Origin of the sequence: Catellatospora sp. KI3, assembly GCF_029948125.1 — a bacterium.
Classification (GTDB): domain Bacteria; phylum Actinomycetota; class Actinomycetes; order Mycobacteriales; family Micromonosporaceae; genus Catellatospora.
Map to the genome: position 1 here is coordinate 142,335 of NZ_JASAMB010000019.1, position 23,425 is coordinate 165,759.

The window sequence follows — 23,425 nt, forward strand, 5'->3', positions numbered from 1 at the left end:
GCGGCTCGTGCAGTTTCGAGGAAACTGCACGAATCCTGGGCCGGGTTCCGGCACTTTCCCCGAAACTACACGAAGCCCCTCCCGTCGCACGACGCGGGTCTCGGAGAGAGCGCTCTCGCGCGTATCTTGAGCAGCGGCAGGGACCGATCCCGCCCGCGCGCTCACCGAACGGGTGAGCTGGACGCGCGAGCGGGGTCACGGGCGTGATCAGCGGAGGGTGGAGCGGTGCGTAGTCCGACCCAGCGGGAGTTGAGCGGCGACGACGTGGCGGCGTACGCGCGGGTCGCGTTCGGGCAGGGCGCGGCGGTGGTCGACTGCGCCGAGCTGTCCGGCGGCGGGTTCGCGGCGGTGTGGCGGGCCCGGCTCGCCGACGGCCGCGACGTGGTGCTGAAGGTCGGCCCCGCCGCAGCCGTGCCCCTGCTGCGGTACGAGGCAGGCATGATCGAGTCCGAGGCGCGCTACTTCCGGCTGGTCGAGCGGCAGGCGCCGGTGGTGCCGGTGCCGCGCGTGCTGCACCACGGCGACGGCTGGCTGTTCGCCACCCTGCTGCCCGGCACCCCGCTGACCGGCCTCGACGGTCCGCAGGACGGCGTACGCGAGCAGCTCGGCGCGGCGCTGGCGGCGGTGCACGGGGTCACCGGCGACCGGTTCGGCTACCCCGGCCCGCGCCCGCACGGCACCACCTGGAGCGCGGCCTTCGCGGCGATGGTGGACGCGCTGCTGGCCGACGCCGAGGACTGGCAGGTGGCCCTGCCCGTGCCCGCCGGGGCGATCCGGGCGCTGGTGGCGTCCCACGCCGGGGTGCTGGACGAGGTCACCCGGCCCGCGCTGGTCCACTTCGACCTGTGGGACGGCAACGTGCTGGCCGTCGACGGGCGGCTGACCGGCATCGTCGACGGCGAGCGCTACCTGTGCGGCGACCCGCTGGTCGACTTCGTGTCCCCCGCCCTGACGCGCCGCATCGAGGACGAGCCGGACCACCCGTTCGTACGCGGCTACGCGCGTGCCGCCGGGCGGCCGACCGTGTTCACCTCCGCCGAGCGGCGGCGGCTGGCGCTGTACCGGCTGTACCTGTACCTGCTGATGCACGTCGAGGTGCCCAGCCGGGCCATCGACGACCAGGCGCGGATCGACTTCGTCGCGCGGCTGCTCGCCGAGGAGGCCCGGCTGCTGTCGGCCTGACCCGGCCCGGTCCCGCCGCAGGTCCGCCCGGCGGTCCGGCGTCGGCTCGCGCACGGGCGGAGTCAGCCGTCGAGGCGGGACAGGCGCCGGACCACCTCGTCGAGCAGCGCGGGCACGTCGCCGTCGGCGGCGACCGCGACCGGCCCGGCCGGATCGGGCTCGACCGTGGTGGCGCCGCGTCCGGGGCCGGTACCCGGGTCGACCAGCACCCGGGCGGCGCGGGTGCGGACCAGGTCCGGCCGCAGGGCCGCCAGCACCGCGATCGCGTCGTGCACCGGCGTCACGTCGCCGGAGCCCTGCGTGCGGTAGGCGCGCCCGTAGAAGTCCAGCGCGGCGGCGCAGCGCTCGCCCACGGGCCCGCCCGCGCGCAGCCGGGCGACCGCGTCGCCGGGCAGGGTGCAGCGCAGCGTCAGGTCGAGCGTGACCTGCGTCGTGGGCACCGCCACCCCCGGGTCGGTGAGGACCCGGAAGGCCGCCTCCGGGTCCCACCAGATGTTGAACTCGGCCGCCCGGGTGATGTTGCCCGCGCCGACCGACCCGCCCATCACCACCAGCCGGGACAGGCGGGCGGCCGCGTCGGGGAACATCGCGTACAGCAGGGCGACGTTGGTGAGCGGTCCGATCGCGACCAGGGTGACCGGACCGGCCGCGGCCCGGATCGCGTCGGCCAGGAACGCCGCTCCGTGGCGGGGATCGGGTCCGCCCGGCGGGGTGGCCAGGCCGATGCCGCCCAGGCCGTCCTCGCCGTGCACATGCGCGCCGAAGCCGGTCGACGACCGGACCAGCGGGCGGGCCGCCCCGGCCGCGACCGGGATGTCACCGCGCCCGGCCAGGGCCAGGATCGCGCGGGCGTTGGCGGTGGTCCGGGCCAGCCCGGCGTTGCCGCCGACGGTGCTCACGCCGACCAGGTCCAGCTCCGGTCCGGCGCACGCCACCAGCAGCGCGATCATGTCGTCGATGCCGGGGTCGCAGTCGATCAGCAGAGCTTCGGCCATACCCCCATTCTCATCTGCCGATTCGGACGGTTGCCAACCGGCGGGCCCGACCCCAGGGTGTCGCTATGCCTGTGCCGCGTTACGGCTCCTCACTCGTGGGTCGCCCGTCGGGCCTGATCCCACCCCCTGTCGACCTGGGCGGGGTGACCGAGCTGCGCCTGCACGGCGTGGGCGGCACCACCGCCGAGGACCTGCTCGGCGACCTCGCCCCGCAGCAGGTCTCCGGCGACCGCATCGCCGGGTTCTACCGCACCCTCGACCAGCCGGCCCGCCCGGCGACCCCGCCGGACCCGGAGAAGGACCAGCCGAGCCGCCACATCGAGGCGTACTCGTGGGGCGGGCTGACCTCGCGCAGCGGCTCCCGCGTGCTGTGGCTGCTGCTGCTGCCGTTCGCGCTGGCCAATCTGGCCGGTTGGATGTGCTCGCCGCGCACCCACCGCAACGGCTTCCTGTTCCGCCTGCACCGCACGGCGGTGCGCTGGACCGCGCTCGGCATCACCGTCAACGTCGTACTGATCACCGCGCTGGCCTCGATGGAGCTGATCGGCTACCAGTGCGGCGCCCGCGACGGCTGCGCCGGGCAGATCTGGCTGCTCAGCTGGCTGCGCGACCCGGTCCTGGCGGCGCACCCGGCCCAGCGGGTCGCCCTCGGCGCGATCCTGCCGCTGCTGGTCGTGGTCGGACTGGCGATCCTGACCCTGCGCACCATCAACCGGTACGAGGAGATCCAGCCCCCGTTCCTGGCCGGGCAGGAGCCCGCGCGCGAGGCGGCCAGCGCCGCCCAGCCGCGCCGGGGCCTGGCCGACCGCGGGTTCTGGGACGGCCGCCGCAGCGCCTTCGACCAGGGCTGCGCGCACGTCGCCGCGGCCGCGGGCTGGATCGCGCTGGTGCTGGCGCACACCGCGCACACCATCGGCCACGAGGCGGGGCTCGGCTTCGCCCAGGAGCACTGGTGGACGGCGGCGCTGATCCTCGGGGCCGTCGCGGTGGCGGGCGCGCTGCTCGTCACCGCCGTCGACGGCGTACACCGGGTGCTGACCGGCACGCTGCTGGTCGTCGCGGCGGCGGCGCTGGTCGCGGCGGCCGTCTTCGCGGTGCGGCAGCCCGGCGCCGACCTGGCCGTCCAGTGGAGCTACCTGCCCGGCATGCGCAACTCGATCAACGCGGGCTTCATCGGGCTGTTCGGCTCGCTCGGGCTGGTGCTGGTCTCGTCGCTGCTGGGCGGCTGGCGCAAGGGCACGTTCTTCATCTACGGCCCGTTCGTCGTGCTCGCCGTCAGCATCGCGCTGCTCAACGCGGTGCTGCTGGGCGCGATGCTGCGGGTCGTCGACGTGTTCGCCGAGGTGTCGTCGCGGCTGCTGCTGCCGGGTCTGGCGGTGGACCACGACACGCTGTACGTGTACCCCATCGTCGCCACGCTGCACCAGTACCTGACCCTCCCGCCGCTGGCGCTGATCGCCGCCTTCGTGGTGTACGAGCTGTTCTCGTACTGGAAGGCGGGCCTGGACAGCCCCCGGCGCAAGGAGACGCTGGCGTTCTACCTCGACGAGCAGCGCTACCCGAAGCCCGACGCCGAGCAGGGCTGGTACGACAGCGCCGTAGTCGGCGCGGGGGCCACCCGGTGGACCGCCGGGGTGGTGCGCGCCCGCAAGGTCGCGGGCATGGCCCGGCACATCGACCGGCTGCTCACCTCGATGGCGGCCGTCGGCCTGATCCTGCTGGTGGCGATCCAGATCCGCTACTGGTACTTCCACGAGCTGCCCTGGGGCACCCAGTGGACGGTCACCGTCGGCACGTACCTGGCGGCCGCGCTGCCCGTGCTGGTGGTGCTGCTGCTGCGGCGCGGCTGGACCAACCTGGCCAGCCGGCGGCGCATCGGCGTGCTGTGGGACGTCTCCACGTTCTGGCCGCGCGCCTACCACCCGCTCGCCCCGCCGTCGTACGCCGAGCGGGCCGTGCCCGAGCTGCAGCGGCGGCTGTGGCGGCTGCACACCAGCGGCGGCCGGGTCGTCGTCGCCGCGCACAGCCAGGGCACCGTCATCGCGGCGGCAGCCCTGCTCCAGCCGGACAACCTGCCCGCGGGCGGCCTGTTCTCACTGGCCACCTTCGGCTCGCCGCTGCGCACGCTGTACGGCTGGGCGTTCCCCGCCTACTTCGGCGACGGGGTGCTGCGCGGGCTGCAGTCGCGGGTGAAGGTGTGGCGCAACTACGCGTACGAGACGGACTTCATCGGCGGCGTCGCGCTCGACCCGCTGATCCGCGCCGACGTGGACGTGGTGCTGCCCGACCCGGGCACCTGCTGGTACATCTACGGCCAGCCCCGGCCGCTGGCCCGCCGCCACACCGGCTACTGGGACGACCCGGCGATGTGGCACGGCGTGGACGACATGGCCAAGGCGCTGGCCGAGCTGCCCGCGCCCGAGGTGCCGGACGTGCCGGTGCAGGGCGGACCGCCCGACGACGAGACCCAGGTGACGGTCAACGAACTGAAGTCCTGACCGCGCTGAGGTCCTAGCTGCTCACTGCCCCCGCCTGCGGCCGTAGGCGGGGGCGAACAGCACCAGCAGGGCCAGGTCCTCGGTGACGTCGACGAACCGGTGCGGCTCGTGCGCCGGTACGAACACGACCGACCCCGGCCCGATCTCGGCATCGCCCGACGGCGTCGTGATGCGGGCCCGACCGGCCGTCACGACATAGATCTCGTCCTCGGTGTGCGGCGACTGGTCGTCGACCCCGCCGGCCGGAATGCAGTACGTCCCCACCGACAGGTCGTCGTTGGCGAAGTGCTCCGTCCAGTCGTTGGCGGCCCCGGCCACCGGCGCACTCCAACGCCCCGCACCCTCGATCACACGCATGGCGCCACCCTACTGGGCGGCGCCGCGACCGGTCCGGCGTGCTGTCAGGCGACCTTCAGCTGCTCGTCCCCGAAGTCAGCGATCAACTTGAGCGTTCCGCCCAAGGCGGTGATGTACCTGTTGAGCACGTCCTGGGTGGCCACGTCGCCGTTCTCGATCTGCGAAACGCGCGCCACGGAGACGCCCATCCGAGTGGCGACCTGCTCCTGTGTCATGCTCCGGCGCTGGCGCATCTCGGCGAGCCGCCATCCGCGTGCCTGCGCCAGCATCTGACCCATCGCGGCGTCGAACGCCTCCTGTCCGCCTGCCGTCTCCACGGCGCGGTGGAGGTGGTCGGTGTCCCGCCAGCGCTTAGCTTCGGCCATCACGGATCTCCTGTTCACGTTCCTGCAGATACGCAGCGTATAGCTTCTCGGCGGCCGGGATCGCCGTCCGATACCAGGCATTCCAGTGTCCTGCCTTGTCACCCGCGATCAGCAGCACCGCCGATCGCCATGGATCGAAGGCGAACATGATCCGAATCTCGCTGCGGCCCCCGGACGGCGGTCGGAGCTCCTTCATGTTGGCTATCCGCGAGGCGCGAACGGTGTCCACCAGTGGCCGTCCCTCGCTCGGACCGTTCTGCTCCAGCACAAGGATCGCCTGGTTGACCAGCTGATGGCTGGCCCTGTCCTGGGCGTACAGCTCGTCCAAGAACGATTCGACCTGTGCGGTCATCAGGATTTCCCACTGCATCGAGCCGCCTCCCCAGGCGTCATGTTAAGAAAATCCTAAACCATGGGGGCACGCATTCCGGCAATGATCAGCATAAATGGTCAACAAACAGGCCTCGGCCACCCACAGTGACCGCAAACGGCGATCATGGCGGACGGACGAGGCGGGCACCGTCAGGAGAGGCCGCGGTCGATGAGTTCCGTCGGGAGGACGATGGTGCGGGGTTGGGTGCGGTCGCCGTCGATGCGGGCGAAGAGGAGCTGGGTGGCCTGGCGGGCCAGCTCGCGGGTGTCGTAGGAGATCACCGTCAGTGGGCGGGGCATCAGGTGGGAGAGTTCGAAGTCGTCGAAGCCGACCAGCGCGGCCGTGCTCCCCCGCCGCCACAGCTCCTGCACCGCGCCCACGGTGATGCGGTTGTTCAGGGTCAGGAACGCCGTCGGCGGATCGGGGCGCTCCAGCAGCTCGGCGACGGCCGCGGCGGCACCGGCCGGATCGCGTACGCCGTCGCGGACCAGCGCCGGGTCGTCGCGTATCCCCGCCTCGGCCAGGGCCTCGCGCGCGCCCGCCGCCCGCTCGCTCATCGTGTGCACGCCGGTGGAGTCGAGCAGCACGCCGACCCGCTGGTGCCCGGCGGCCAGCAGACGGGCCATGCCCGCGCGGGCGCCGCCCCGGTTGTCCAGCAGCACCGCGTCGGCGGACAGGCCGGTGCCGGGGCGGTCCAGGAAGACCACCGGGATGCCCAGCTCCACCTGGGGGCGCAGGTAGCCGTGGTCGCCGTGGGTCGGCACCACCAGCAGCCCGTCCACGCGGCGCGAGCACAGGTCGCGCAGCAGCTGCTCCTCGCGGGCCGGGTCCTCCTCGGAGCTGGCCGACAGCAGCAGCGTGTCGCGCTCCCGGGCGATCTCGGCGGCGACGTGGGCGATGGTCGAGTAGAACGGGTTGGCCAGCTCCTCGATCAGCAGGCCGATGGTGGCGCTGGCCCGGCCGGCACGCAGCGCGCTGGCCATGTGGTTGCGCTGGAAGCCGAGTTCGGCGGCGACGGCCAGGACCCGGTCGGCCAGGGCCCGCTGCACGTGCGGCTCGCCGTTGATCACGCGGGACACGGTCTTGAGGCTGACGCCCGCCTGTTTCGCGACGTCCACCATGGTCGGGCGCCGTCCGGCCCGCCCCGTTCCGGTTCCGCTGTGAGTGGTCACGGCAGAAAACGGTACTCGCTAGTGAGGTTGTGGGTGTACGCGACCCGGACAACGTTGTCATACTCTGCTGGACAAGATTTCCTTCCAGGAGACTTCATGACTGACACCGCCGTTGACAGCGCCGACGCGTCGTCGCTCGCCCTCGCCGTGGACATCGGCGGAACCAAGCTGGCCGCGGCCCTGATCGGGGCGGACGGGGCGGTGGTGCTGGCCGACCGCGTCGCGACCCCGCGGCCCGCCCCGGGGCCCGGCGCCGCCGAGCAGGTCTGGACCGCCCTGGCCGACCTGGTCAAGCGCATGGTCGACGCGGCCGGCGACCGGCCCATCGTCGGCGTGGGCGCCAGCACCGCGGGCCCGTTCGACCTGGTCGGCGCGACGATCAGCCCCGTCAACATCCACGCCTGGCGCGGCTTCCCGCTGGTGGACCGGCTGCGCGAGGCGGTGCCGGAGGTGCCGGTGCGGCTGGCGGGCGACGGCGCGTGCGCGGCCATCGGCGAGCACTGGCGCGGCGCCGGGCGCGGCCACGACGACCTGCTGGTGCTGGTGGTCTCCACCGGCGTGGGCGGCGGGATGATCCACGGCGGGCGGCCGTTCCTGGGCGGCGGCGGCAACGCCGCGCACGTCGGGCACATGGTGGTCGACCTGGACGGCGAGCCGTGCCCGTGCGGCGGGCAGGGCTGCGTCGAGGCGCTGTCCAGCGGACCGAGCATGGTCCGGTACGCGCTGCGCGAGGGCTGGCACGCCACCGGGGCGGGCACCGCCCGCGACCTGGCCGACGCGGCCCGGGCCGGGGACCCGGTGGCGGTCGCGGCGTACGAGCGGGCGGGGCGGGCGCTGGCGGCCGGGATCGTGTCGGCGGCGGCGATGTGCGAGCTGAGCCAGGTGGTGATCGGCGGCGGCGTGGCCGAGTCGGCCGACCTGCTGTTCCCGTCGCTGCGCGCCGGGCTGGACCACTTCGGCCGGATGGGCTTCCTGCGCGACCTCGGCCTGCGCACCGCCGAACTGGGCGGCACGGCCGGGCTCATCGGCGCCGCCGCGCTGATCCACGAGCCCGGGACGTACTGGTCCTGACGCGAGGCGGGGTCGCCGCGACGGCGGCGACCCCGCGTTCAGCCCGCCGGGGTCAGGAGTAGACCTCGACCTCGTAGATGCGGGCGGCGTTGTCGGTGGTGGACGTCGGCGCCGAGATGTTCAGCCGCACGTAGCGGCCGGTGGCGCTGACCGCGTGCGTGGTGGTGCTCGCCGTGTTCCCGGTGACGGTGGCCACCGTGGTCCAGGTGCTGCCGTTGGCCGACACCTGCAGGGTGAAGTCCCTGGTGTTCCAGGCCGCGTTCTCGCCGCCGGCACCCGCGTGCCGGACCACGATCGAGCTGACCGGGTACGAGGCGCCCAGGTCCACCTGCCAGAACTTGCTCGTGCCCAGTGAGCACCACTTGTCGGTGCTGCCGCCGGTCCAGGTGCCGTTGACGGCCTTGGCGGGGCCCTCGTTGGCGTTGCAGGACGAGTCGGCGGTGGCGGTCTTGTTCAGCGCCACGTTGACCGGGCCGGAGCCTGGGCCGTACGCCTCGAACTCGTAGATCCGCGCCGCGGCGTTGCCGTCGTTGGCCGGGGTGGTGATGTTCAGGCGCAGGTAGCGCGCCCCGACCGTGCCGATCGGGTGGTACGTGCGGCTGGTCCGGTTGCCGGAGACCGTCACCCGCGTGGTCCACGTCGACCCGTCGGTGCTGGTCTGGATGTTGAACGCGCCGGTGTTCCAGCCGCTCTGCTCCCCGCCCAGCGCCGCGTGCTTGACCACGAACGACGACACGTTCTGCGTCGAGCCGAGGTCCACCTGGAGGAACTTGGCGGCCGCGTTGGTGCAGAACTTGCTGTTGTTGGTGAGCGAGCTGTCGACGGCCTTCTCCGGGCCCTCGGCGGCGCCGCAGGCGGTCGAGCCGGTCGTCGCCTTGCCCGCGGCCAGGTTGGTGCCCAGGACCGGGGCGGGCGCCGGGGCGCTCCAGCCGTCGTTGAACGACGGCGGCACGTCGGACGCGCCGGTGCCCCACGAGCTCGCGCTCGAACCCATGGTGAACTGCAGCGTGGCCCCGGCCGCCAGGTCCGGATAGCGCAGGAAGTTCTTGCTGCTGGCGGTGCCGTTGCGGGAGAACGACTGGACGTAGGGGTTGCCGCTGCCCGCGTTGGCGGCGTTGATCTGGATGTTGCCCGCCGCGCGCTGGATGAGGATCGACGGGAACAGCGGGCCGTGCAGGGCGAGCACGTCCGCGCCGGGGGTGGGCGGGTACATGCCCAGGGCGCCCCAGACGTACCAGGCGGAGGTGGCGCCGAGGTCGTCGTTGCCGGGCAGGCCGCCCGCGCCGGTGGTGAACGACTCGCTCATCACCCGGCGTACCGCCGAGGAGGTGCCGGCGGGCTTCTGCGCGTAGTTGTACGCCCACGGCACGCTGTGCTCGGGCTCGTTGCCGATGTAGAAGTAGGGCAGGCTCAGGCCGCCGTTGAGCTGGGTGAAGTGGTGGTCCAGCCGCTGCGCGGCCGTCTGCGGGCCGCCCATCAGGGCGATCAGGCTGCCGTAGTTGTACGTGGTCATCCAGGTGTACTGCGCGGCGTTGCCCTCGGTGTAGCCCGACGGGCTGGCCGGGTCCAGCGGCCAGGTCCAGCTGTTGTCGGCGTTGCGCCGGTGGATGTACTGCGACTCCGGGCTGAACACGTTGGCCCACCACTGGGCCCGCTGCATGTACGTGCTGTACTTCGCCGTGTCCCCCAGCGCCTGGGCGAACTGGGCGACGGCGAAGTCCGACGCCGAGTACTCCAGCGAGTCCGACGGGTCCTCGTCGATGAAGTGCTGGCTGGTGTACTCGCCCTGGCGGCCCCGGATGGCGCTGCCCTGGGCGGTGCCGCCGTTGGAGCTGCTGTGCATCAGGGCCAGCGCGGCGGCGGTGTCGAAGGAGCGGGCGCCGAACGCGTACAGGCTGGCGACCACGATCGGGCCCGGGTCGCCGTTCATGATGAAGTCCTCCTGGTTCTGCTGCGACCACTTGGGCAGCAGGCCGCCCTGCTGGCCGTCGAGCACCATGGACTTGGCGATGTCACTGGCCTCGGCGGGCGCGATCAGCGCCACCAGGGCCGCCCAGGAGCGGTAGATGTCCCAGCCGGAGTAGTTCTGGTACACCGGGTGCGACGCGCTGTGCACCGCGTTGTCGAAGCCGCGGTACTGGCCGTTGGTGTCGCTGGCGATGTTCGGGTTCTGCAGCACGTGGTAGAGCGCGGTGTAGAACTTCTGCAGGTCGGTGGCGCTGCCGCCGGTGGCCTGGATCCGGTTGAGGATGTTGTTCCACGCCGTGTCGGCCGCGGTGCGCACCGCCGCGAAGTCCCAGCCGGCGTTCTCCGCCAGGTTGGCCTGCGCGTTGGCGATGCTCACGAACGAGATCGCGGTCTTGACCTGCACCACCGCGTTGGAGCCGGTGTCGAAGGTCAGGTACCCGCCGGTGTTGGTGCCGCTGGTGGACGTCCCACCGGCCGTGACGGTGCCGCCGTTCCAGGTGCCCACACCGCTGGGGGCCCGGTCGAACGCCATCGCGAAGTAGATCTGGTAGGTCTTCGACGAGCCGCAGAAGCCGCCCGCGGTCACCTGGCCGGTGACGTTCGAACCGCTGATGCTGATCGACCCGCTGCGGTTGCCGGTGGCGCTGCGGCTGGTGTTGATCAGCACGCGCGCGCTGGTGGTGGCCGGGTACGTCACCTTCATCATGGTGGTACGGGTGGTGGCGGTCAGCTCCGCCGCGGTGTTGCCGTACGTCGACAGCACCGCCTTGTAGTACCCCGCCTGCGCGACCTCACTGCCCTTGACCTGTGTGGCCTGGTAGTTGGTCCACGCGGTGCCGGGCGAGGTGCCCAGCGCCCCGGTGATCGGCAGGATGCCGATGTCCTCGTTGTTGGAGCAGCCGGCCCCGTTGAAGTGGGTGAGGCTGAACTCCTGGATCTGGGTGTCGCTGAACCGGTAGCCCGACGGGGAGGCGGTCGGGGTGTCCGGGCTGAACTGCACCATGCCGAACGGCAGGACCGGGCCGGGGACGGTGCTGCCGCCCGCGCCGCCGCCGACGGGGTTGGGCGAGTTGCTGTCGTCGGTGCCGATGAACGGGTTGACGTACTGCGTGAGGTTGAGGTTCGCCGCGTGCGCTGGGGTGGCCACGGCGGTGGCGGCGGCGCTGGCGACGAGGCTCGCGGCGGCGAGCAGCGCCAGGTGCCGCAGGGGGTGCCGGGATCGGGACATGCCTGTTCTCCTCAGGGACGGAGACAACGTTGTCAACGTGCTGGAGACAGACAAGCCTCTTAACTGAAGCATGTCAATACTTGGCGCGAACAATGGCGCGCGGCGCCCTTCTGCCCGCCGCCCCGCTTCACTACGCTGGGGCGATGTCCAGCGAGACGTTGTACACCCGGGTCTTCGGCATCGTGTTCGGCATCCTGCTGCTGGTGGTGGCCATCCGCTGGATGTTCGGCAAGAAGTGAGGCGGGCGGCGGCCCTGGGCGGGGTCGCTCGCAACGCGGTGCGGATCCGGCACTTCGGCTCGCCCGGAGAATGCCCGTTGGCAGCGATCTCGCACGCCGACGCCCCGGCATGATCGCGACTCGCGGCCGAAAGCTCGGATCCGACCTCTACCGGCGTCCACAAACGACCGTAGAACGCGATCTTCGCGTGTCCGCGCCCCCATGATCCCTGTTCCCGGTCAGAACACCGGCTGGATCCTGCCGTTCTGACCGCCGACAGCGATCATGCACCCGAACCGACCCCGAGCCTGAGCCAGCCGAGCCCGAGCCGAGCCAGCCGAACCCGAACCGAGCCAGCCGAGTCGAGGCAGCCGAGTCGAGCCGAGCCAGCCGAGTCGACATAAGGAGGCGACGTAATGCTTGCCTTCCATAAAGTCAGGGACGCTTGACTGTATGTCAGGGACGCTTTACCTTCATGTCATGGCGAAACAGCAGGATCAGGTCACGCGCGCGGCTCGCCGCGCGGTCCTCATCGACGGCCTGCCCGTGGCGGTGCTGGGCCCCGTCGCCCTCGCACTGGGCAGCAGTCCCGACCAGAGTCCCGCCCAGAAGGCCTGGTGGATCGGCGTGACCGCGGTGTTCGCACTCTCCGTGGTCTGGATCCTGGTGCGGGCGTTCCGGCGCGCGGACGAGTACCTGCGCAGGGTCCAGCTCGAAAGCATGGCCGTCGCCTTCGCGGCCGTTCTCGTGGCACTGCAGGTGGCCACCGTGCTCGACGCGGCGGGCATCATCCGGCTCCATCAGCTCACGCAGCTGATCCTGCTCGGCGGAGTGGTGGTCTGGCTGACGATCGCCGACCTGCGCACCCGCCTGCGTCGATGAGGGCGCCGCACCCATGAGGAACCGACTGCGCGAACTGCGGGCGGCGCGCCGCTGGAGCCAGGCCGACCTGGCCGACCGATGCCAGGTCTCCCGCCAGGCCATCAACGCCATCGAGACCGAGCGGTACGACCCCAGCCTCCCCCTGGCGTTCACCATCGCCGACGTCTTCGGCCTCACCATCGAGGAGATCTTCCGGCCCGACCGGGCGGGCCCGGCGCCCGACCCCGCCGCGCCCTGACCGGCCGAGCCCAGCTTCCGCCGGTCGCACTGAACGCCGGTCGGCCCTGAACGCTGGCGGCACTGAACGCCGGTCGGCCCTGAACGCTGGCGGCACTGATCGACGGCCCGGCGCTGAACGCCGGTCGGCCTGAGCGGCCGGTCGGGCAACGCCCGCAGCGTTGCCCGACCGGCCGTTCAGTGCCGGGCCGTCGATCAGCTCGTTCAGTGCTCGCCGTCGACCAGCGCGCGGCCGGTGGCCGACACCGCGACCGTGGGCTCGGGTGACGGCTCGGGCGGGTCGAAGATCGCCAGGCGCTCCTCCATGGCGAAGTTCGTGATCAGCATGCCCAGTGGCGGATTGCGCTGGCTGGATGCCTGCGCCGCGTTGACGTCCGGCGTGTTGGTGATGGTCACCATGATCAGCGTATGGCCGGTGAACAGCAGCACCGTCCACAGTTGCGCGTCGGTGCCCAGGTTGAACCCGGCGCGGCGGTCCGGCGGATCGTCGCGCAGGCCGTACTGCTCGATCAGGCCGTCGCCCTCGGTGGTGCTGCTGAATCCGCACCAGGTCAGCCGCTGGCAGTGGCTCAGCCCCGGCATCATCGTCGTCGGCGCCACCGACACCGTCAGCGTGCCGTAGCCCGACACCCCGACCAGCTGCAGGCTGACCGTCAGCGCGTCCGGAGCCAGCTCCGGATCGGGCAGCGCCGCCAGCGGCCGCTTGTCCCCGCCGTCGGCCAGCCCCAGGTCCAGCCGGCGCAGCCCCATCGGGTTCAGCCTGGTGGTGACCAGATCGGCCATCAGGCAGGCGAACTTCTCCCGCCGGTCCTTGTCCGCGGGCACCGGCTCGTCCTGCGGCAGTGGCAGGTCGCCGACCAGCGTCGCGAGCCGGGACACGCCCCGCTCGCCCGCCTGCGGCGGCTGTGCCGGGGCCTGGCGGGTCAGCGACGGCAGCGGCGTCTCCGGCGGCGCCACATCCATGCAGCCGACCACCTCGGGCAGCGGGCCGCCACCCGGGTCGGGGCGCAGCAGCACGATGCCGTACCCGATACCCGCCGCCACCAGCACCGTGGTGGCCGCGCTGAGCCAGCGCTCGCGGCGGCGCAGCCGTCGTCCGCTGTCCAGCAGCTCGGCCGACGCCAGCCCCGACGGCGGCTCCGGGCCCTCCGGCGGCTCGCCCTCGCCGAACCGGCGCAGCGCGCGCAGCAGCGTACGCTGCGCGAACGCCTCCGGCGGCTCGTAGCCCAGGGACGGCCAGCGCCGGTACAGCCGCAGCAGGGTCCGTCGCACCAGCTGCTCCGCCAGCGCCCAGTCCCGGCACCGGGCGTACGCCTGGCGCCGCAGCACCGGACCCACCGCCACCGCGAACTCGGCGAACTCGCCCTCCCACGCACGCATCCCCATAGTCAACACAATGGATGCCGCGCGCGGCAGACCCGTCCCGCCCCCCTGGACACCGAACCGCGCAAGTGGCGAACGGCGAGCTGCCGGGGCGGCGCGGGCCGCCTCGGGACCCGCCGCGGTCAGCCCCGGTGCAGGCGCAGGTCGGCGCGCGGGGCGGTGGTGGCGACCAGGCGGGCGTTGGCCTCGTCACTGCGCATGACCCAGTCGCGGGCGGCGGCCTCGTCCAGGCCCTTGGCCCGCTGGCGCGACAGCAGGCCGTCGACCCGCTCGGCGTCGTCGGCCGACAGGTACACGGCCACGTCGAGCAGGTCGCGCACCCGGTCCCAGGGCGGGGTGTCGAGCAGCAGGTAGTTGCCCTCGGTGATGACGATCCCGGTCTCCGGCGGCACCGGCACCGACCCGGCGACCGGCTCGTTCAGCACGTGGTCGAAGGTCGGCGCCCACACCGTCTCGCCGGTGCTGTCGCGCAGGCGGCGCAGCAGCGCGGCGTACCCGGCGGCGTCGAAGGTGTCCGGGGCGCCCTTGCGGTCGGCCCGGCCCAGCCGGGCCAGCTCGGCGTTGGCCAGGTGGAAGCCGTCCATCGGCACCACCGCCGCCCGGTCCAGGTGCTGGGCGAGCAGCCGCGCCAGCGTCGACTTGCCCGCGCCGGGCGCGCCGGTGATCCCGACCAGCAGTCGGCCGGGGCGCGCGGCGCGCAGCGCCTGGACTCGTTCCAGCAGCAGGGTGAGCATCGAAGCCAGTCTGTCAGGCCGGTCCGGCCAGCGCGAGCAGGGCGAGCCCCGCCTCGACCACGTCGTCGGCCGACCACTCCAGCGCCGGACCGGCCACGGTGATCTCGGCCATCGCGCGGCCGGGGGCGCGGTCGGTGAAGGCGTTGCACAGCCAGATCCCGCGCTGCTCGGCCAGGGCGATCACGGCCTCGTTGAGGCGCTCGGCCGGGCCGGGCAGCCACAGCTGGAACTGGTGCGTGTGCGGCACGGCCGGGTGCACCAGGGCGCCCGGCAGCTTCGCCAGGGCCTGCGCGACCACCTTGGCGTGGGACACGTACTCCGGCAGCCGGGGCAGCTCGCGGTCCAGTCCGGCCAGGGCGGTCAGCACGGCGGGCCACTGCTGGAACAGGTTGCCGCCGTACCGGTGCCGCCAGGCGCGGGCCTGCGCGACGAAGTCGGCCGGACCGGCGAGCACCGCCCCGGCCAGGCCGCCGAGGGTCTTGTACAGCGACACGTACACGCTGTCGGCCAGCCCGGCGATGGCGGCCAGGTCCTGGCCCAGGTGGACGGTCGACTCCCACAGCCGGGCGCCGTCGAAGTGCACCCGCGCGCCGCGCGAGCGGGCCGCCGCCACCGTCTCGGTGAGCTCGTCCCAGCTCGGCAGCAGGAAACCGGGCTCGCGCAGCGGCAGCTCGACCAGCAGCGTGCCGTACGGCTCGTCGAGGTCGCGCACCTCCGCCGGGGTGGGCTGGCGCGGCTCCCGGGTGGGGAAGACGCCGCGCAGGCGGCTGAGCGACTCGTACGCCCCGCGCTCCATCGCCTCGACGTGGCTGAGCGGGTGCAGCGCCACCACCGGGCTGCCGGTGCGCTCGGCCCAGCAGCGCAGCGCCACCTGCTGTGCCATGGTGCCGGTCGGGAAGAACACCGCGGCCGGCTTGCCGAGCAGCTCGGCCACCCGGCGCTCCAGCTCGGCGACCGGCCCGCCGCCATAGAAGTCGGGGAAGCCGTCCAGGTCGAGGGTGTCGAACAGGGCCAGCTGCTCGCGCATCGTCGGCACCCGGTGGGCGGACAGAATCCGGTCGCAGCCGCGCTGGGCGCGGCGGCGGCGGTCGGCGGGATCCTCGGTCACCGCGCCATGATGCCACGCGGCGCGCCGGGCCTCATTCGGGTTCGGCGCAGGCGGCCAGGGCCGCCACGACCAGCGGATCGCTCTGGTCGTACGCCGCCAGCAACGGCACCAGCGACGGGTCGCCCAGCGCGGCGGCGCTGGAGAACGTGAGCTCGCTGGCGCCGTCGTCGGCGAGCAGCGCCGCCACGAGCGCCACCGCCCCCGGATCCTTGCGCCGGGCCAGCCCGTGCACGCCCTCCTCGAACGCCGGGACGTAGCTGTCGCCGGTGCGCGCCCACAGCGCCGCCCGGATCGCCTCGGTGTCGGCGTCCAGCGCGGTGCCCAGCCCGTAGGTGGCCCAGTCGCGCACGTGCGGTTCGCTGTCGGCGCTGAGCCGGATCAGCACCGCGACGCCGTCGGCCGGCAGACCGGCGCCTGCCAGCACGGCGGGCAGCGCCGCGGCGACCTGGTGCCGCACGTCGCCGTCGGGGTGCCCGGCCAGCCCGACCAGGACCGGCAGCGCGTGCGGACGGCCGCTGCCGCCCAGCGCCTCGATCATGGCGCACAGCACGTCGGGCTCCTTCTCCTCGCCGATCAGGTCGACCAGCAGCGCCGCGACCTCCTCCCGGCCGGTGTCGCCGCCGACCTCGTCGAGCACGCGCAGCAGCCGGGCGGCCCCGGCGCGCACGGCCGTGTCGTCGTCGCGCAGGCGGGTGCGGGCGAGGTCGACGGCGGGGCCCGCACCGCCTCTGGCCAGCCGCAGGAGCGGATCGCGGAAGGCATCGTCGTCGTAGGGCTCCGCGTGGTACGCGTGCACCGCAGCGGAGAACAGCCGGACCGGGTCGTCAGCCAGCTCGCTCACTACTGCATCCTGACAGGACCATCTGTCCTTCGCCCAGCAGCTGACCGGCTGATCGCACCCGCTGTGTGTGCCAATTCGAGTCGATCTCACCCGCCCGGGCCAGCGACGTGATCTCCGCGAAACACGACAGGAACCGACCGATGTCTATCCGACAGAAGCCTTGAGATCAACAATTCTCGATGCTTTGCTGGCGCGCGAATCCGTCCCCCTCCCGGAAAGGTGTCGGACATGCACAGACCGTCCCGTCGGTCGCGCCGCGTCCTGGCTCCGCTGTTCACCCTGCTCGCACTGCTCGCCACCGCCCTTACGGCCGCGTCCCCCGCGCAGGCCGCCGTGCCCAACCGCCTCGGCTTCGTGCTGTGGAACGGCGCGGCCGTCGTGGCCTCGGGCACCACGCCCGCCGCCACCACCGTCGTGCCCATCGGCATCGGCCGCTACCAGGTCAAGTTCCCCGGCCAGGCCGCCGTCGGCGGCGTGACCCACGTGACCGCGATCCACACCGCGCCGCACTCCTGCCAGGTCGAGAACTCCGGACCGTCGGGTGCCGACCAGATCGTCATCATCCGGTGCTTCAAGATCGGTGGCGTACTGGACAACAGCGGGTTCAGCGCGATCTTCTCGCACAGCTCGGGCATCAGCGGCTTCGGCCCGTTCGGCTACGTCGACGCCCTGCCCGGCGGCGGGATCGTGGGCCAGTACAACGCCTCCGGCGCCGCCAACACGGTGACGGCGCTCGCGGTCGGCCAGTGGCTGGTCCGCTTCCCCGGCATCGGCAGCGCCGGGCCGGTCGACGGCAGCGTGCAGGCCACCCCGGTCGGCACCGTCAACGCCCGCTGCAAGGTCGCCAACTGGAACTCCTTCCCCGCCGAGCAGCGGGTGTGGGTGTACTGCTTCACCCCCGCCGGCGCGCCGATCAACACCCGGTTCACGCTGACCTACCAGCAGAAGGTCTCGCTGTACGGCCCGTCGTACCCGCCGAAGTACTTCGGCTACCTGTGGTTCAAGCCGCCGGTAGGCCCGCCGACGACCAACTTCAACTCGGTCGCGGGCCTGGGCGTCAACACCCTCGCCGGAGCGGGCGCGGGCCTGTTCCTGGTGACGTTCCCGAACATCGCGTTCCTGCCCGACACCGTGCAGGTCACCGCGTTCGGCACCACGCCGGACTTCTGCGGCCTGAACACCGCCTGGGCGCACATCGGCACCAGCACCGTCGTCCGCGACGTCAACTGCTTCACCGTCAACGGCGCCCCGGTAACCTCCGGCTTCACGGTAAGCGCCAACTCCCAGTTCTGACCGCGTTCAAGTTGCCGGGCAACCGGGGGTATCGGGGCACAGGATACGCCCGATTGCCCGGCGACTTGCCGTGCTGGTCAGGCTGTGAGGCGGCGCAGGGCGCGGGCGAGGAGGCGGGCGTAGAGGTGTTGGAAGGCGACTACGGCGTATGAGCCGAGGCGGGTGTACCACCGTGCCGGACGGCTGAAGGCGGTCACCGAGAACCAGACGCGGCCGTCGACCAGCTCCAGCAGGAACGACTCCTCGCCGCACTCGGGGTGGCCCGCCAGGGTGCCGTACGCGTACCCGGCGCGCTCGGCGGTGTCCTCGGCCCACACCACCTCGCACGGCGCCTTGATTCGCAGGTTCGCGAAGCCCAGCCCGGACGTCACGCGCAGCCCCGGCACGGCCCGGGGTCCGGCGGCGTCCATCCGCACGCCGATGGCGCGCTGCGCCGCGAAGGTGAGCACGGCCTCGGCCGCCGGGGCCATCGTCTCCGGGCCGCCGAGCTCGGTCCGGTAACGGAGATGGTTGTAGCCGGATGGCAGCACCGCGTCGCGGGTGGCGCCGACCTCGGCATATGTGAACATGAGCGAAGGCTAGCGCAGCCCGGCCGGGCGATGGCGCCGAGCGTTCCGGCGCTGCGTTGCATAGACTCTCGCTCATGGACCTTGGACCTGTAGCAGGGGCCCGCGCGACCCGCGGCACCCGGCGCCCCGTCACCCTGTTCGCCGTCGCGGCCGTGGCCGCGCTGCTCGCCTTCGGCGCGGGCTGCGCCACCGCCGCCGAACCCGGCACCGGCGGCAGCCCTGAGAGCACCACCGAGTCGCCCGACGGCCGCGTCGCGGGCGTCACGGTCACCGTCGAGAAGACCGGCGGCATCGCGGGCGTGAACGAGCGCGTCAGCGTCGAGCGCGACGGCAGCTGGGTGAAGGTGGGTAAGGAGGGCAAGCAGGCCTCCGGCACGCTGACCGCCGACCAGCTCGGCCAGCTGCAGACGCTCACCGCCGACCCGGAGCTGGCCAAGGAGGCCGCGCGCAGTCCGCAGCCGTCGAACTGCCGGGACGCGTTCAACTACAAGGTGACCGTCGACCGGGCCGGGCAGCAGACGGTCTCGGCGTACACCGACTGCCCGAGTGACAAAGATATTCCAGTCGCCACCCAGAAGGTCGCGCTGCTGGTCACGGAGGCTGCCGGTAGCTGATCTTCATCCATACGCGTCACTGTCGGCAGCCGGGATCGGTTTGGCTGTCGGCTCGGGTGGTTACGCTCCCCGCGATGATGATTTTCTTCCGCTCCCTGCGGCTGCGCCGCGCGGCCCGGTCCCACTTCGGTTGGGACCGGCTGCGCCCGGCGCAGCTGGACGCCATGCGCCCGCTGCTGCGCGGCCGTGACGCCGTCGTCGTGCTGCCCACCGGCGGCGGCAAGTCCGCCGTCTACCAGGTCACCGCCACCCTGCTCAAGGGACCGACGGTGGTGATCTCGCCGCTGCTGGCTCTGCAGCACGACCAGATCGGCAACCTCAACGACCGCGGCAACCCGCTGCTGCGGGCGGTGCGGGTCAGCTCGGCCGAGACCCCGGCCAAGCAGGCGGCGGCACTGCAGGAGGTGCGCGAGGGCAGGGCCCGGTTCCTGTTCATCACGCCGGAGCAGCTGAGCTCGCCGGAGCGGCTGGCCGAGGTGCGGGCGCTGAAACCCGCCCTGGTCGCGGTCGACGAGGCGCACTGCATCTCGTCGTGGGGCTACGACTTCCGCCCCGACTACCTGGTGCTGGGCCACATCATCCGCGGGCTGGGCCGCCCGCCCGTGGTGGCGCTGACCGCCACCGCGTCCCCGCCGGTGTGCGAGGACATCATCGGGCGGCTGGGCATGCGCAAGCCGGTCATGGTGCGTACCGGGCTGGACCGGCCGAACCTGTTCCTGGAGGCCACCCACTGCCCCGACGAGGCCTACCGCTGGCGGCGGCTGCTGCAGCTGCTGGAGGCGAGCAAACCGCCGGGCATCGTGTACGTGCCGACCCGCGCCGCCGCCGAGGAGCTGGCCGAGCGGCTGACCGCGGCGGGGCACGAGGCGCAGGCGTACCACGGGGGCATGGCGGCCGGGGTGCGTGCCCGCCGCCACCGCGAGTTCCTCGCCGACGAGATCCCGATCATGGTCGCCACCTCGGCGTTCGGCATGGGCATCGACAAGCCGAACATCCGCTGGGTGGCCCACTTCGCGCTGCCCGACTCCCCCGACAGCTACCTGCAGGAGATCGGCCGGGCCGGGCGCGACGGCGAGCCCGCCCACGCGCTGCTGCTGCACCGCGCCGAGGACGTGGCGCTGCAGCGCTTCTTCGCCGGTGGCGCGCCGGACTTCGCCGAGCTGCGCACCGTCGCCGCGGCGCTGCACAGCGGGCCGGTCAAGAACCGGACCGCGCTGGGCAAGGCGACCGGGATCGGCCCGCGCAAGGTGACCAGCTACCTGACCATGCTGGAGCAGGTCGGGGCGGCCGCGGTCAGCGACAAGGGCGAGATCAGCGTGCCGCGCTTCGCGCCCCTGCCCGACCAGGCCGCCCGGGAGGCGCTGGCCGACTACGAGCGCCACCAGGCCGGGCAGCGGTCCCGGATCGACCTGATGCGGCGCTTCGCCGAGCAGCGCGGCTGCCGGATGCAGGCGCTGCTGGCGTACTTCGGCGAGCAGCTGAACCAGCCGTGCGGGCACTGCGACAGCTGCCACGGCGGCACCTCCGAGGTCATCTCCGACGACGTGCCGTTCCCGCCGCACAGCAAGGTGCGCCACGCCGACTGGGGCGCGGGCACGGTGCTGGGCTACGAGAAGGACCGGATGACGGTGCTGTTCGACGAGGTCGGCTACAAGACCCTGTCGGTGCCGGTGGTGCAGTCGCAGCGGCTGCTGGTGGTGGAGTCGGTCTAGCGTCCGAAACTGACGGTTGCGTCGTTTGTTCTGGCAGGTCGAGATCAATCTCGACTATTCCTACCGGCGTTGTATAGTATTGCCGCGTCGCCGTCCCTGCCAGGAAAGGGCTCCCTCATGAGCGACGCACCCGCACCCTCCACCCCCGACACGCCTCCGCCCGCCGTGGCGCACGTCAGCAAGTGGTCCGTCAACGAGGACTGGGCCGCCACCATCGTCGGGCTCGCCCTCATCGCGCTCGTGCTGACCGGGGTCATCCCCGTCGGGCTGGTGCCGTGATGACCCGGACGGAACCCGTAACCCCGGACGCCGCCACGGCCACCACGGCCGCCGACGAGGCGCCCGAATCCCGCCCCACCCTCCTGTGGACCGTCCTCGGCCTGCTGTTCGTGCTCGTCCTCGGCGCCGGCGCCCGCTGGCTGGAGGACCTGGTCCCGGCCGTGGCCAAGGGCACCAGCCTGGAGAAGTCCTCCCTCGCGATCGAGTACCCGATCTACGCCATCGCACTCGGCCTGGTCGGCAACCTGATCATCACGCTGCTCGGCCTGCGCGACCGCATCGCCGACGCCGTCCGCACCGAGTTCTTCATCAAGACCGGCCTGGTGCTGCTCGGCGCGTCCATCAACCTCTCGCTGATCGTCAAGGCGGCCGGACCGGCCATCGTGCAGGCGCTGCTGCTGATCACCACGGTGTTCCTGTTCACCTGGTACTTCGGCGGCCTGCTCAAGCTGGACGACAAGCTGCGGGCGCTGCTGGCGGCGGCGGTGTCCATCTGCGGCGTCAGCGCGGCGATCGCGGCCGCGGGGGCGGTGCGGGCCCGGCGCGAGCAGCTGGCGTACGCCGCCAGCCTGGTCATCGTCTTCGCCCTGCCGTCCATCTTCATCCTGCCGTGGCTGGCCGACGCGCTCGGGCTGACCCCGGCCGTGGCGGGCGCCTGGATCGGCGGCAACATCGACACGACCGCCGCGGTCACCGCCGCCGGGGCGCTGGCCGGCGAAGAGGCGCTGCAGATCGCCACCATCGTCAAGGCCACCCAGAACGCGCTCATCGGCGTGGTCGCGGTGGCGCTGACGGCGTGGTTCGCGTTCAAGGTGGAGAAGTCGGCCGACGCACGGCGCCCCGGCCTGGGCCAGCTCTGGGAACGGTTCCCGAAGTTCGTGCTCGGCTTCGTCGCCGCCTCGGCGATCGGCACCTGGTACGTGAACAACACCGCCGCCGCCGAGGCCAAGAAGGTCATCGGCGTCGTCAACGACCTGCGGGTGTGGTTCCTGATCCTGGCCTTCGTCAGCATCGGCCTGCAGCTGCGCGTCTCCGCCCTGCGCGAGGCGGGCTGGCGCCCGGTCGCCGTCTTCGGCACGGCGGCGCTGGTGAACCTCGCCGTCGGCCTCGGCCTGGCGGCCCTCCTCTTCCACGACTTCACCAGCTGACCGCAGGAAGGAAGGGTCCCTTCCACTCGTTCTACGTAGCGGAAGGGACCCTTCTCAACGCCTCGGCGGGGGCGCGCTCAGTACGTCCAGAGCACCGCGTGGTACTCGCCGGTGGTGGAGTTCAGGTTGGACTGGCCCACGATCTGGCGCTTGTTGTTGTTGCCCCAGGCCGTCGTCTGACCGCCGCGCAGCCCCGGCAGCAGCTTCGGGGCACCGCCCTTGGGCCACCAGACCGCCCGGGTCTTGTAGCCGTCCGAACGCCAGCCGACCACGTCGGCGCAGTCGTTGAGGTCGGTGCTGCCGGCGAACGCGGTGCCGGCGGGCAGGGCCAGGTCGGTCAGCACCCCGCCCTTGCGCAGGAACACGCCCTGGCCGGCGTCGCCGCTGACGTCGCCGAACCGGTTGACGCCGGTGGCCGTGCCGCCCGAGACGGTCTGGATCACGCCGTTCTTCCAGGTCACGGCCAGGCCCTCGGTCGTACCCGCGATGATGCCGTTGGCCGAGACCGCAGCGGGGATGATCGGCACGCCGGAACCGGTGGTCAGCGCGGTCATCACCCCGTTGTGCCAGCGGAACCCGCCGAGCCCGCCGGCACCGTCGGAGTAGTAGCCGACGACGTCGCCCGCCTCGTCGATCCCGACGGCGACGCTGTCGCCGCCGAGGGTGCCGAGGTCTCGCATGCCGTACCCCGGCTGCCAGAGGAAGGCGTGCACGCTGCCGTCGGGCAGCGAGCTGGCGCCGGCGATCTCGCCCTTGTCGTTGATCGCCGAAGCCCAGGCGCGGGGCCCGCCGAGCGTGCCGAGGTCCTGCATGTGGCCGTGCTGCCAGCGGAACGCCCGCTCCGGCGGGTTCTCCTGCGTGCCGATCTGGCTCTCGCCGACGACCACGCCGTGGTCGTTGATGTCGAAGGCCTGGCTGCAGCAGGTGCCGGTCAGCGTGCCGAGGTCGATCACGCGCAGGCCCGCCGCCGCGGCCGGGGCGCCGGGCAGCAGCGCCGCCAGCAGTCCGACCAGCACCGACGCCGGCAGCAGCCGCTTGATGAGGTTCTTCACGAGCACTCACTTCCTGTAGGGAGAGAGATTTCGCCGCACACGCCCAGGCAGGCGTGAGGTTTCAGTCTGCTCCGAAATGGACTCGCCGCCAGTCGGCTACCCGACCCGGCGCGCGGACCGCGCCGGATCGGGGCAGCTCAGCGGGG

Annotated in this window: 22 protein-coding genes; 10 read left to right on the forward strand and 12 right to left on the reverse strand. The window is 72.5% G+C overall.

Features of this window, described 5'->3' with window-relative positions:
* The first annotated feature begins 225 nt into the window (after positions 1 to 225).
* Complete coding sequence (locus QEZ54_RS26960) at positions 226 to 1,182, forward strand: aminoglycoside phosphotransferase family protein (protein WP_281307516.1); 957 nt, start codon at positions 226 to 228, stop codon at positions 1,180 to 1,182.
* Between the two features lie 62 nt (positions 1,183 to 1,244).
* Here QEZ54_RS26960 and QEZ54_RS26965 read toward each other — a convergent pair whose 3' ends face one another.
* Positions 1,245 to 2,177 carry a nucleoside hydrolase gene (locus QEZ54_RS26965; RefSeq protein WP_281307517.1) on the reverse strand — a complete coding sequence of 311 codons (933 nt, stop codon included), beginning with the start codon at positions 2,175 to 2,177 and terminating at the stop codon, positions 1,245 to 1,247.
* Between the two features lie 65 nt (positions 2,178 to 2,242).
* Between QEZ54_RS26965 and QEZ54_RS26970 the strand changes: the two genes are divergently transcribed.
* Positions 2,243 to 4,675: a hypothetical protein gene (locus QEZ54_RS26970; protein WP_281307518.1), complete on the forward strand. Its 2,433-nt coding sequence runs from the start codon at positions 2,243 to 2,245 to the stop codon at positions 4,673 to 4,675.
* A gap of 21 nt (positions 4,676 to 4,696) precedes the next feature.
* Here the strand turns inward: QEZ54_RS26970 and QEZ54_RS26975 are convergent, their stop codons facing one another.
* The 4 genes from QEZ54_RS26975 to QEZ54_RS26990 form a co-directional block, all read right to left on the reverse strand.
* A complete protein-coding gene (locus QEZ54_RS26975) occupies positions 4,697 to 5,032 on the reverse strand; it encodes a cupin domain-containing protein (protein ID WP_281307519.1) in 336 nt (111 codons plus the stop codon).
* A gap of 44 nt (positions 5,033 to 5,076) precedes the next feature.
* Positions 5,077 to 5,397 carry a helix-turn-helix transcriptional regulator gene (locus tag QEZ54_RS26980; protein ID WP_281307520.1) on the reverse strand — a complete coding sequence of 107 codons (321 nt, stop codon included), beginning with the start codon at positions 5,395 to 5,397 and terminating at the stop codon, positions 5,077 to 5,079.
* Positions 5,384 to 5,767 carry a type II toxin-antitoxin system RelE/ParE family toxin gene (locus QEZ54_RS26985; protein ID WP_281307521.1) on the reverse strand — a complete coding sequence of 128 codons (384 nt, stop codon included), beginning with the start codon at positions 5,765 to 5,767 and terminating at the stop codon, positions 5,384 to 5,386. The genes QEZ54_RS26980 and QEZ54_RS26985 overlap by 14 nt, the downstream gene beginning before the upstream one ends.
* A 152-nt stretch (positions 5,768 to 5,919) precedes the next feature.
* Positions 5,920 to 6,891, reverse strand: coding sequence for a LacI family DNA-binding transcriptional regulator (locus tag QEZ54_RS26990; protein ID WP_281307561.1), 972 nt, complete (start codon positions 6,889 to 6,891; stop codon positions 5,920 to 5,922).
* Between the two features lie 147 nt (positions 6,892 to 7,038).
* Here QEZ54_RS26990 and QEZ54_RS26995 point away from each other — a divergent pair, with 147 nt between their 5' ends.
* Positions 7,039 to 8,013 (forward strand): ROK family protein, encoded by a 975-nt coding sequence (locus QEZ54_RS26995; protein ID WP_281307522.1) that lies wholly within the window; start codon positions 7,039 to 7,041, stop codon positions 8,011 to 8,013.
* A 52-nt stretch (positions 8,014 to 8,065) separates the two neighbouring features.
* Here the strand turns inward: QEZ54_RS26995 and QEZ54_RS27000 are convergent, their stop codons facing one another.
* Positions 8,066 to 11,209 carry a GH92 family glycosyl hydrolase gene (locus QEZ54_RS27000; RefSeq protein WP_281307523.1) on the reverse strand — a complete coding sequence of 1,048 codons (3,144 nt, stop codon included), beginning with the start codon at positions 11,207 to 11,209 and terminating at the stop codon, positions 8,066 to 8,068.
* A gap of 698 nt (positions 11,210 to 11,907) precedes the next feature.
* On the opposite strand from QEZ54_RS27000, the gene QEZ54_RS27005 reads away from it, so the two are divergent.
* Positions 11,908 to 12,309: a hypothetical protein gene (locus tag QEZ54_RS27005; protein ID WP_281307524.1), complete on the forward strand. Its 402-nt coding sequence runs from the start codon at positions 11,908 to 11,910 to the stop codon at positions 12,307 to 12,309.
* Positions 12,310 to 12,322: 13 nt separating this feature from the next.
* The gene (locus QEZ54_RS27010) at positions 12,323 to 12,547 is read left to right on the forward strand and encodes a helix-turn-helix transcriptional regulator (protein WP_281307525.1); all 225 of its coding nucleotides are present in this window, start codon (positions 12,323 to 12,325) and stop codon (positions 12,545 to 12,547) included.
* A 203-nt stretch (positions 12,548 to 12,750) separates the two neighbouring features.
* On the opposite strand, the gene QEZ54_RS27015 is transcribed toward QEZ54_RS27010, so the two are convergent.
* From QEZ54_RS27015 to QEZ54_RS27030, 4 genes are all read right to left on the reverse strand, one after another.
* Positions 12,751 to 13,926 carry a hypothetical protein gene (locus QEZ54_RS27015; protein ID WP_281307526.1) on the reverse strand — a complete coding sequence of 392 codons (1,176 nt, stop codon included), beginning with the start codon at positions 13,924 to 13,926 and terminating at the stop codon, positions 12,751 to 12,753.
* Positions 13,927 to 14,051: 125 nt separating this feature from the next.
* Positions 14,052 to 14,663 (reverse strand): nucleoside/nucleotide kinase family protein, encoded by a 612-nt coding sequence (locus tag QEZ54_RS27020; protein WP_281307527.1) that lies wholly within the window; start codon positions 14,661 to 14,663, stop codon positions 14,052 to 14,054.
* Between the two features lie 13 nt (positions 14,664 to 14,676).
* The gene (locus QEZ54_RS27025) at positions 14,677 to 15,771 is read right to left on the reverse strand and encodes a beta-eliminating lyase-related protein (protein ID WP_281307528.1); all 1,095 of its coding nucleotides are present in this window, start codon (positions 15,769 to 15,771) and stop codon (positions 14,677 to 14,679) included.
* A 31-nt stretch (positions 15,772 to 15,802) separates the two neighbouring features.
* Positions 15,803 to 16,612 carry a HEAT repeat domain-containing protein gene (locus tag QEZ54_RS27030; RefSeq protein WP_281307529.1) on the reverse strand — a complete coding sequence of 270 codons (810 nt, stop codon included), beginning with the start codon at positions 16,610 to 16,612 and terminating at the stop codon, positions 15,803 to 15,805.
* Between the two features lie 228 nt (positions 16,613 to 16,840).
* On the opposite strand from QEZ54_RS27030, the gene QEZ54_RS27035 reads away from it, so the two are divergent.
* Positions 16,841 to 17,905, forward strand: a complete 1,065-nt coding sequence (locus tag QEZ54_RS27035; protein ID WP_281307530.1) for a hypothetical protein — start codon at positions 16,841 to 16,843, stop codon at positions 17,903 to 17,905.
* A 77-nt stretch (positions 17,906 to 17,982) separates the two neighbouring features.
* On the opposite strand, the gene QEZ54_RS27040 is transcribed toward QEZ54_RS27035, so the two are convergent.
* Positions 17,983 to 18,474, reverse strand: a complete 492-nt coding sequence (locus QEZ54_RS27040; protein ID WP_281307531.1) for a DUF1990 domain-containing protein — start codon at positions 18,472 to 18,474, stop codon at positions 17,983 to 17,985.
* 74 nt (positions 18,475 to 18,548) lie between these two features.
* Here QEZ54_RS27040 and QEZ54_RS27045 point away from each other — a divergent pair, with 74 nt between their 5' ends.
* From QEZ54_RS27045 to QEZ54_RS27060, 4 genes are all read left to right on the forward strand, one after another.
* The gene (locus tag QEZ54_RS27045; protein WP_281307532.1) at positions 18,549 to 19,088 is read left to right on the forward strand and encodes a hypothetical protein; all 540 of its coding nucleotides are present in this window, start codon (positions 18,549 to 18,551) and stop codon (positions 19,086 to 19,088) included.
* 74 nt (positions 19,089 to 19,162) lie between these two features.
* Positions 19,163 to 20,800, forward strand: coding sequence for a RecQ family ATP-dependent DNA helicase (locus tag QEZ54_RS27050; RefSeq protein WP_281307533.1), 1,638 nt, complete (start codon positions 19,163 to 19,165; stop codon positions 20,798 to 20,800).
* Between the two features lie 117 nt (positions 20,801 to 20,917).
* On the forward strand, positions 20,918 to 21,079 hold the full coding sequence (locus QEZ54_RS27055) for a hypothetical protein (protein ID WP_281307534.1): 162 nt from the start codon (positions 20,918 to 20,920) through the stop codon (positions 21,077 to 21,079).
* Complete coding sequence (locus QEZ54_RS27060) at positions 21,079 to 22,227, forward strand: putative sulfate exporter family transporter (protein ID WP_281307535.1); 1,149 nt, start codon at positions 21,079 to 21,081, stop codon at positions 22,225 to 22,227. The genes QEZ54_RS27055 and QEZ54_RS27060 overlap by 1 nt, the downstream gene beginning before the upstream one ends.
* Before the next feature lie 77 nt (positions 22,228 to 22,304).
* Here the strand turns inward: QEZ54_RS27060 and QEZ54_RS27065 are convergent, their stop codons facing one another.
* Positions 22,305 to 23,279 (reverse strand): hypothetical protein, encoded by a 975-nt coding sequence (locus QEZ54_RS27065; protein WP_281307536.1) that lies wholly within the window; start codon positions 23,277 to 23,279, stop codon positions 22,305 to 22,307.
* Positions 23,280 to 23,425: the final 146 nt, after the last annotated feature.

Coding starts and splice junctions, on each gene's coding strand:
- QEZ54_RS26975 (WP_281307519.1), bottom strand. CDS start 5,032: ATGCGTGTGATCGAGGGTGCGGGGCGTTGGAGTGCGCCGGTGGCCGGG.
- QEZ54_RS27050 (WP_281307533.1), top strand. CDS start 19,163: ATGATGATTTTCTTCCGCTCCCTGCGGCTGCGCCGCGCGGCCCGGTCC.
- QEZ54_RS27035 (WP_281307530.1), top strand. CDS start 16,841: ATGCACAGACCGTCCCGTCGGTCGCGCCGCGTCCTGGCTCCGCTGTTC.
- QEZ54_RS27040 (WP_281307531.1), bottom strand. CDS start 18,474: ATGTTCACATATGCCGAGGTCGGCGCCACCCGCGACGCGGTGCTGCCA.
- QEZ54_RS27015 (WP_281307526.1), bottom strand. CDS start 13,926: ATGCGTGCGTGGGAGGGCGAGTTCGCCGAGTTCGCGGTGGCGGTGGGT.
- QEZ54_RS26970 (WP_281307518.1), top strand. CDS start 2,243: ATGCCTGTGCCGCGTTACGGCTCCTCACTCGTGGGTCGCCCGTCGGGC.
- QEZ54_RS26965 (WP_281307517.1), bottom strand. CDS start 2,177: ATGGCCGAAGCTCTGCTGATCGACTGCGACCCCGGCATCGACGACATG.
- QEZ54_RS26990 (WP_281307561.1), bottom strand. CDS start 6,891: ATGGTGGACGTCGCGAAACAGGCGGGCGTCAGCCTCAAGACCGTGTCC.
- QEZ54_RS27010 (WP_281307525.1), top strand. CDS start 12,323: ATGAGGAACCGACTGCGCGAACTGCGGGCGGCGCGCCGCTGGAGCCAG.
- QEZ54_RS26985 (WP_281307521.1), bottom strand. CDS start 5,767: ATGCAGTGGGAAATCCTGATGACCGCACAGGTCGAATCGTTCTTGGAC.
- QEZ54_RS27020 (WP_281307527.1), bottom strand. CDS start 14,663: ATGCTCACCCTGCTGCTGGAACGAGTCCAGGCGCTGCGCGCCGCGCGC.
- QEZ54_RS27060 (WP_281307535.1), top strand. CDS start 21,079: ATGACCCGGACGGAACCCGTAACCCCGGACGCCGCCACGGCCACCACG.
- QEZ54_RS27000 (WP_281307523.1), bottom strand. CDS start 11,209: ATGTCCCGATCCCGGCACCCCCTGCGGCACCTGGCGCTGCTCGCCGCC.
- QEZ54_RS27005 (WP_281307524.1), top strand. CDS start 11,908: ATGGCGAAACAGCAGGATCAGGTCACGCGCGCGGCTCGCCGCGCGGTC.
- QEZ54_RS27045 (WP_281307532.1), top strand. CDS start 18,549: ATGGACCTTGGACCTGTAGCAGGGGCCCGCGCGACCCGCGGCACCCGG.
- QEZ54_RS26980 (WP_281307520.1), bottom strand. CDS start 5,397: ATGGCCGAAGCTAAGCGCTGGCGGGACACCGACCACCTCCACCGCGCC.
- QEZ54_RS27055 (WP_281307534.1), top strand. CDS start 20,918: ATGAGCGACGCACCCGCACCCTCCACCCCCGACACGCCTCCGCCCGCC.
- QEZ54_RS26995 (WP_281307522.1), top strand. CDS start 7,039: ATGACTGACACCGCCGTTGACAGCGCCGACGCGTCGTCGCTCGCCCTC.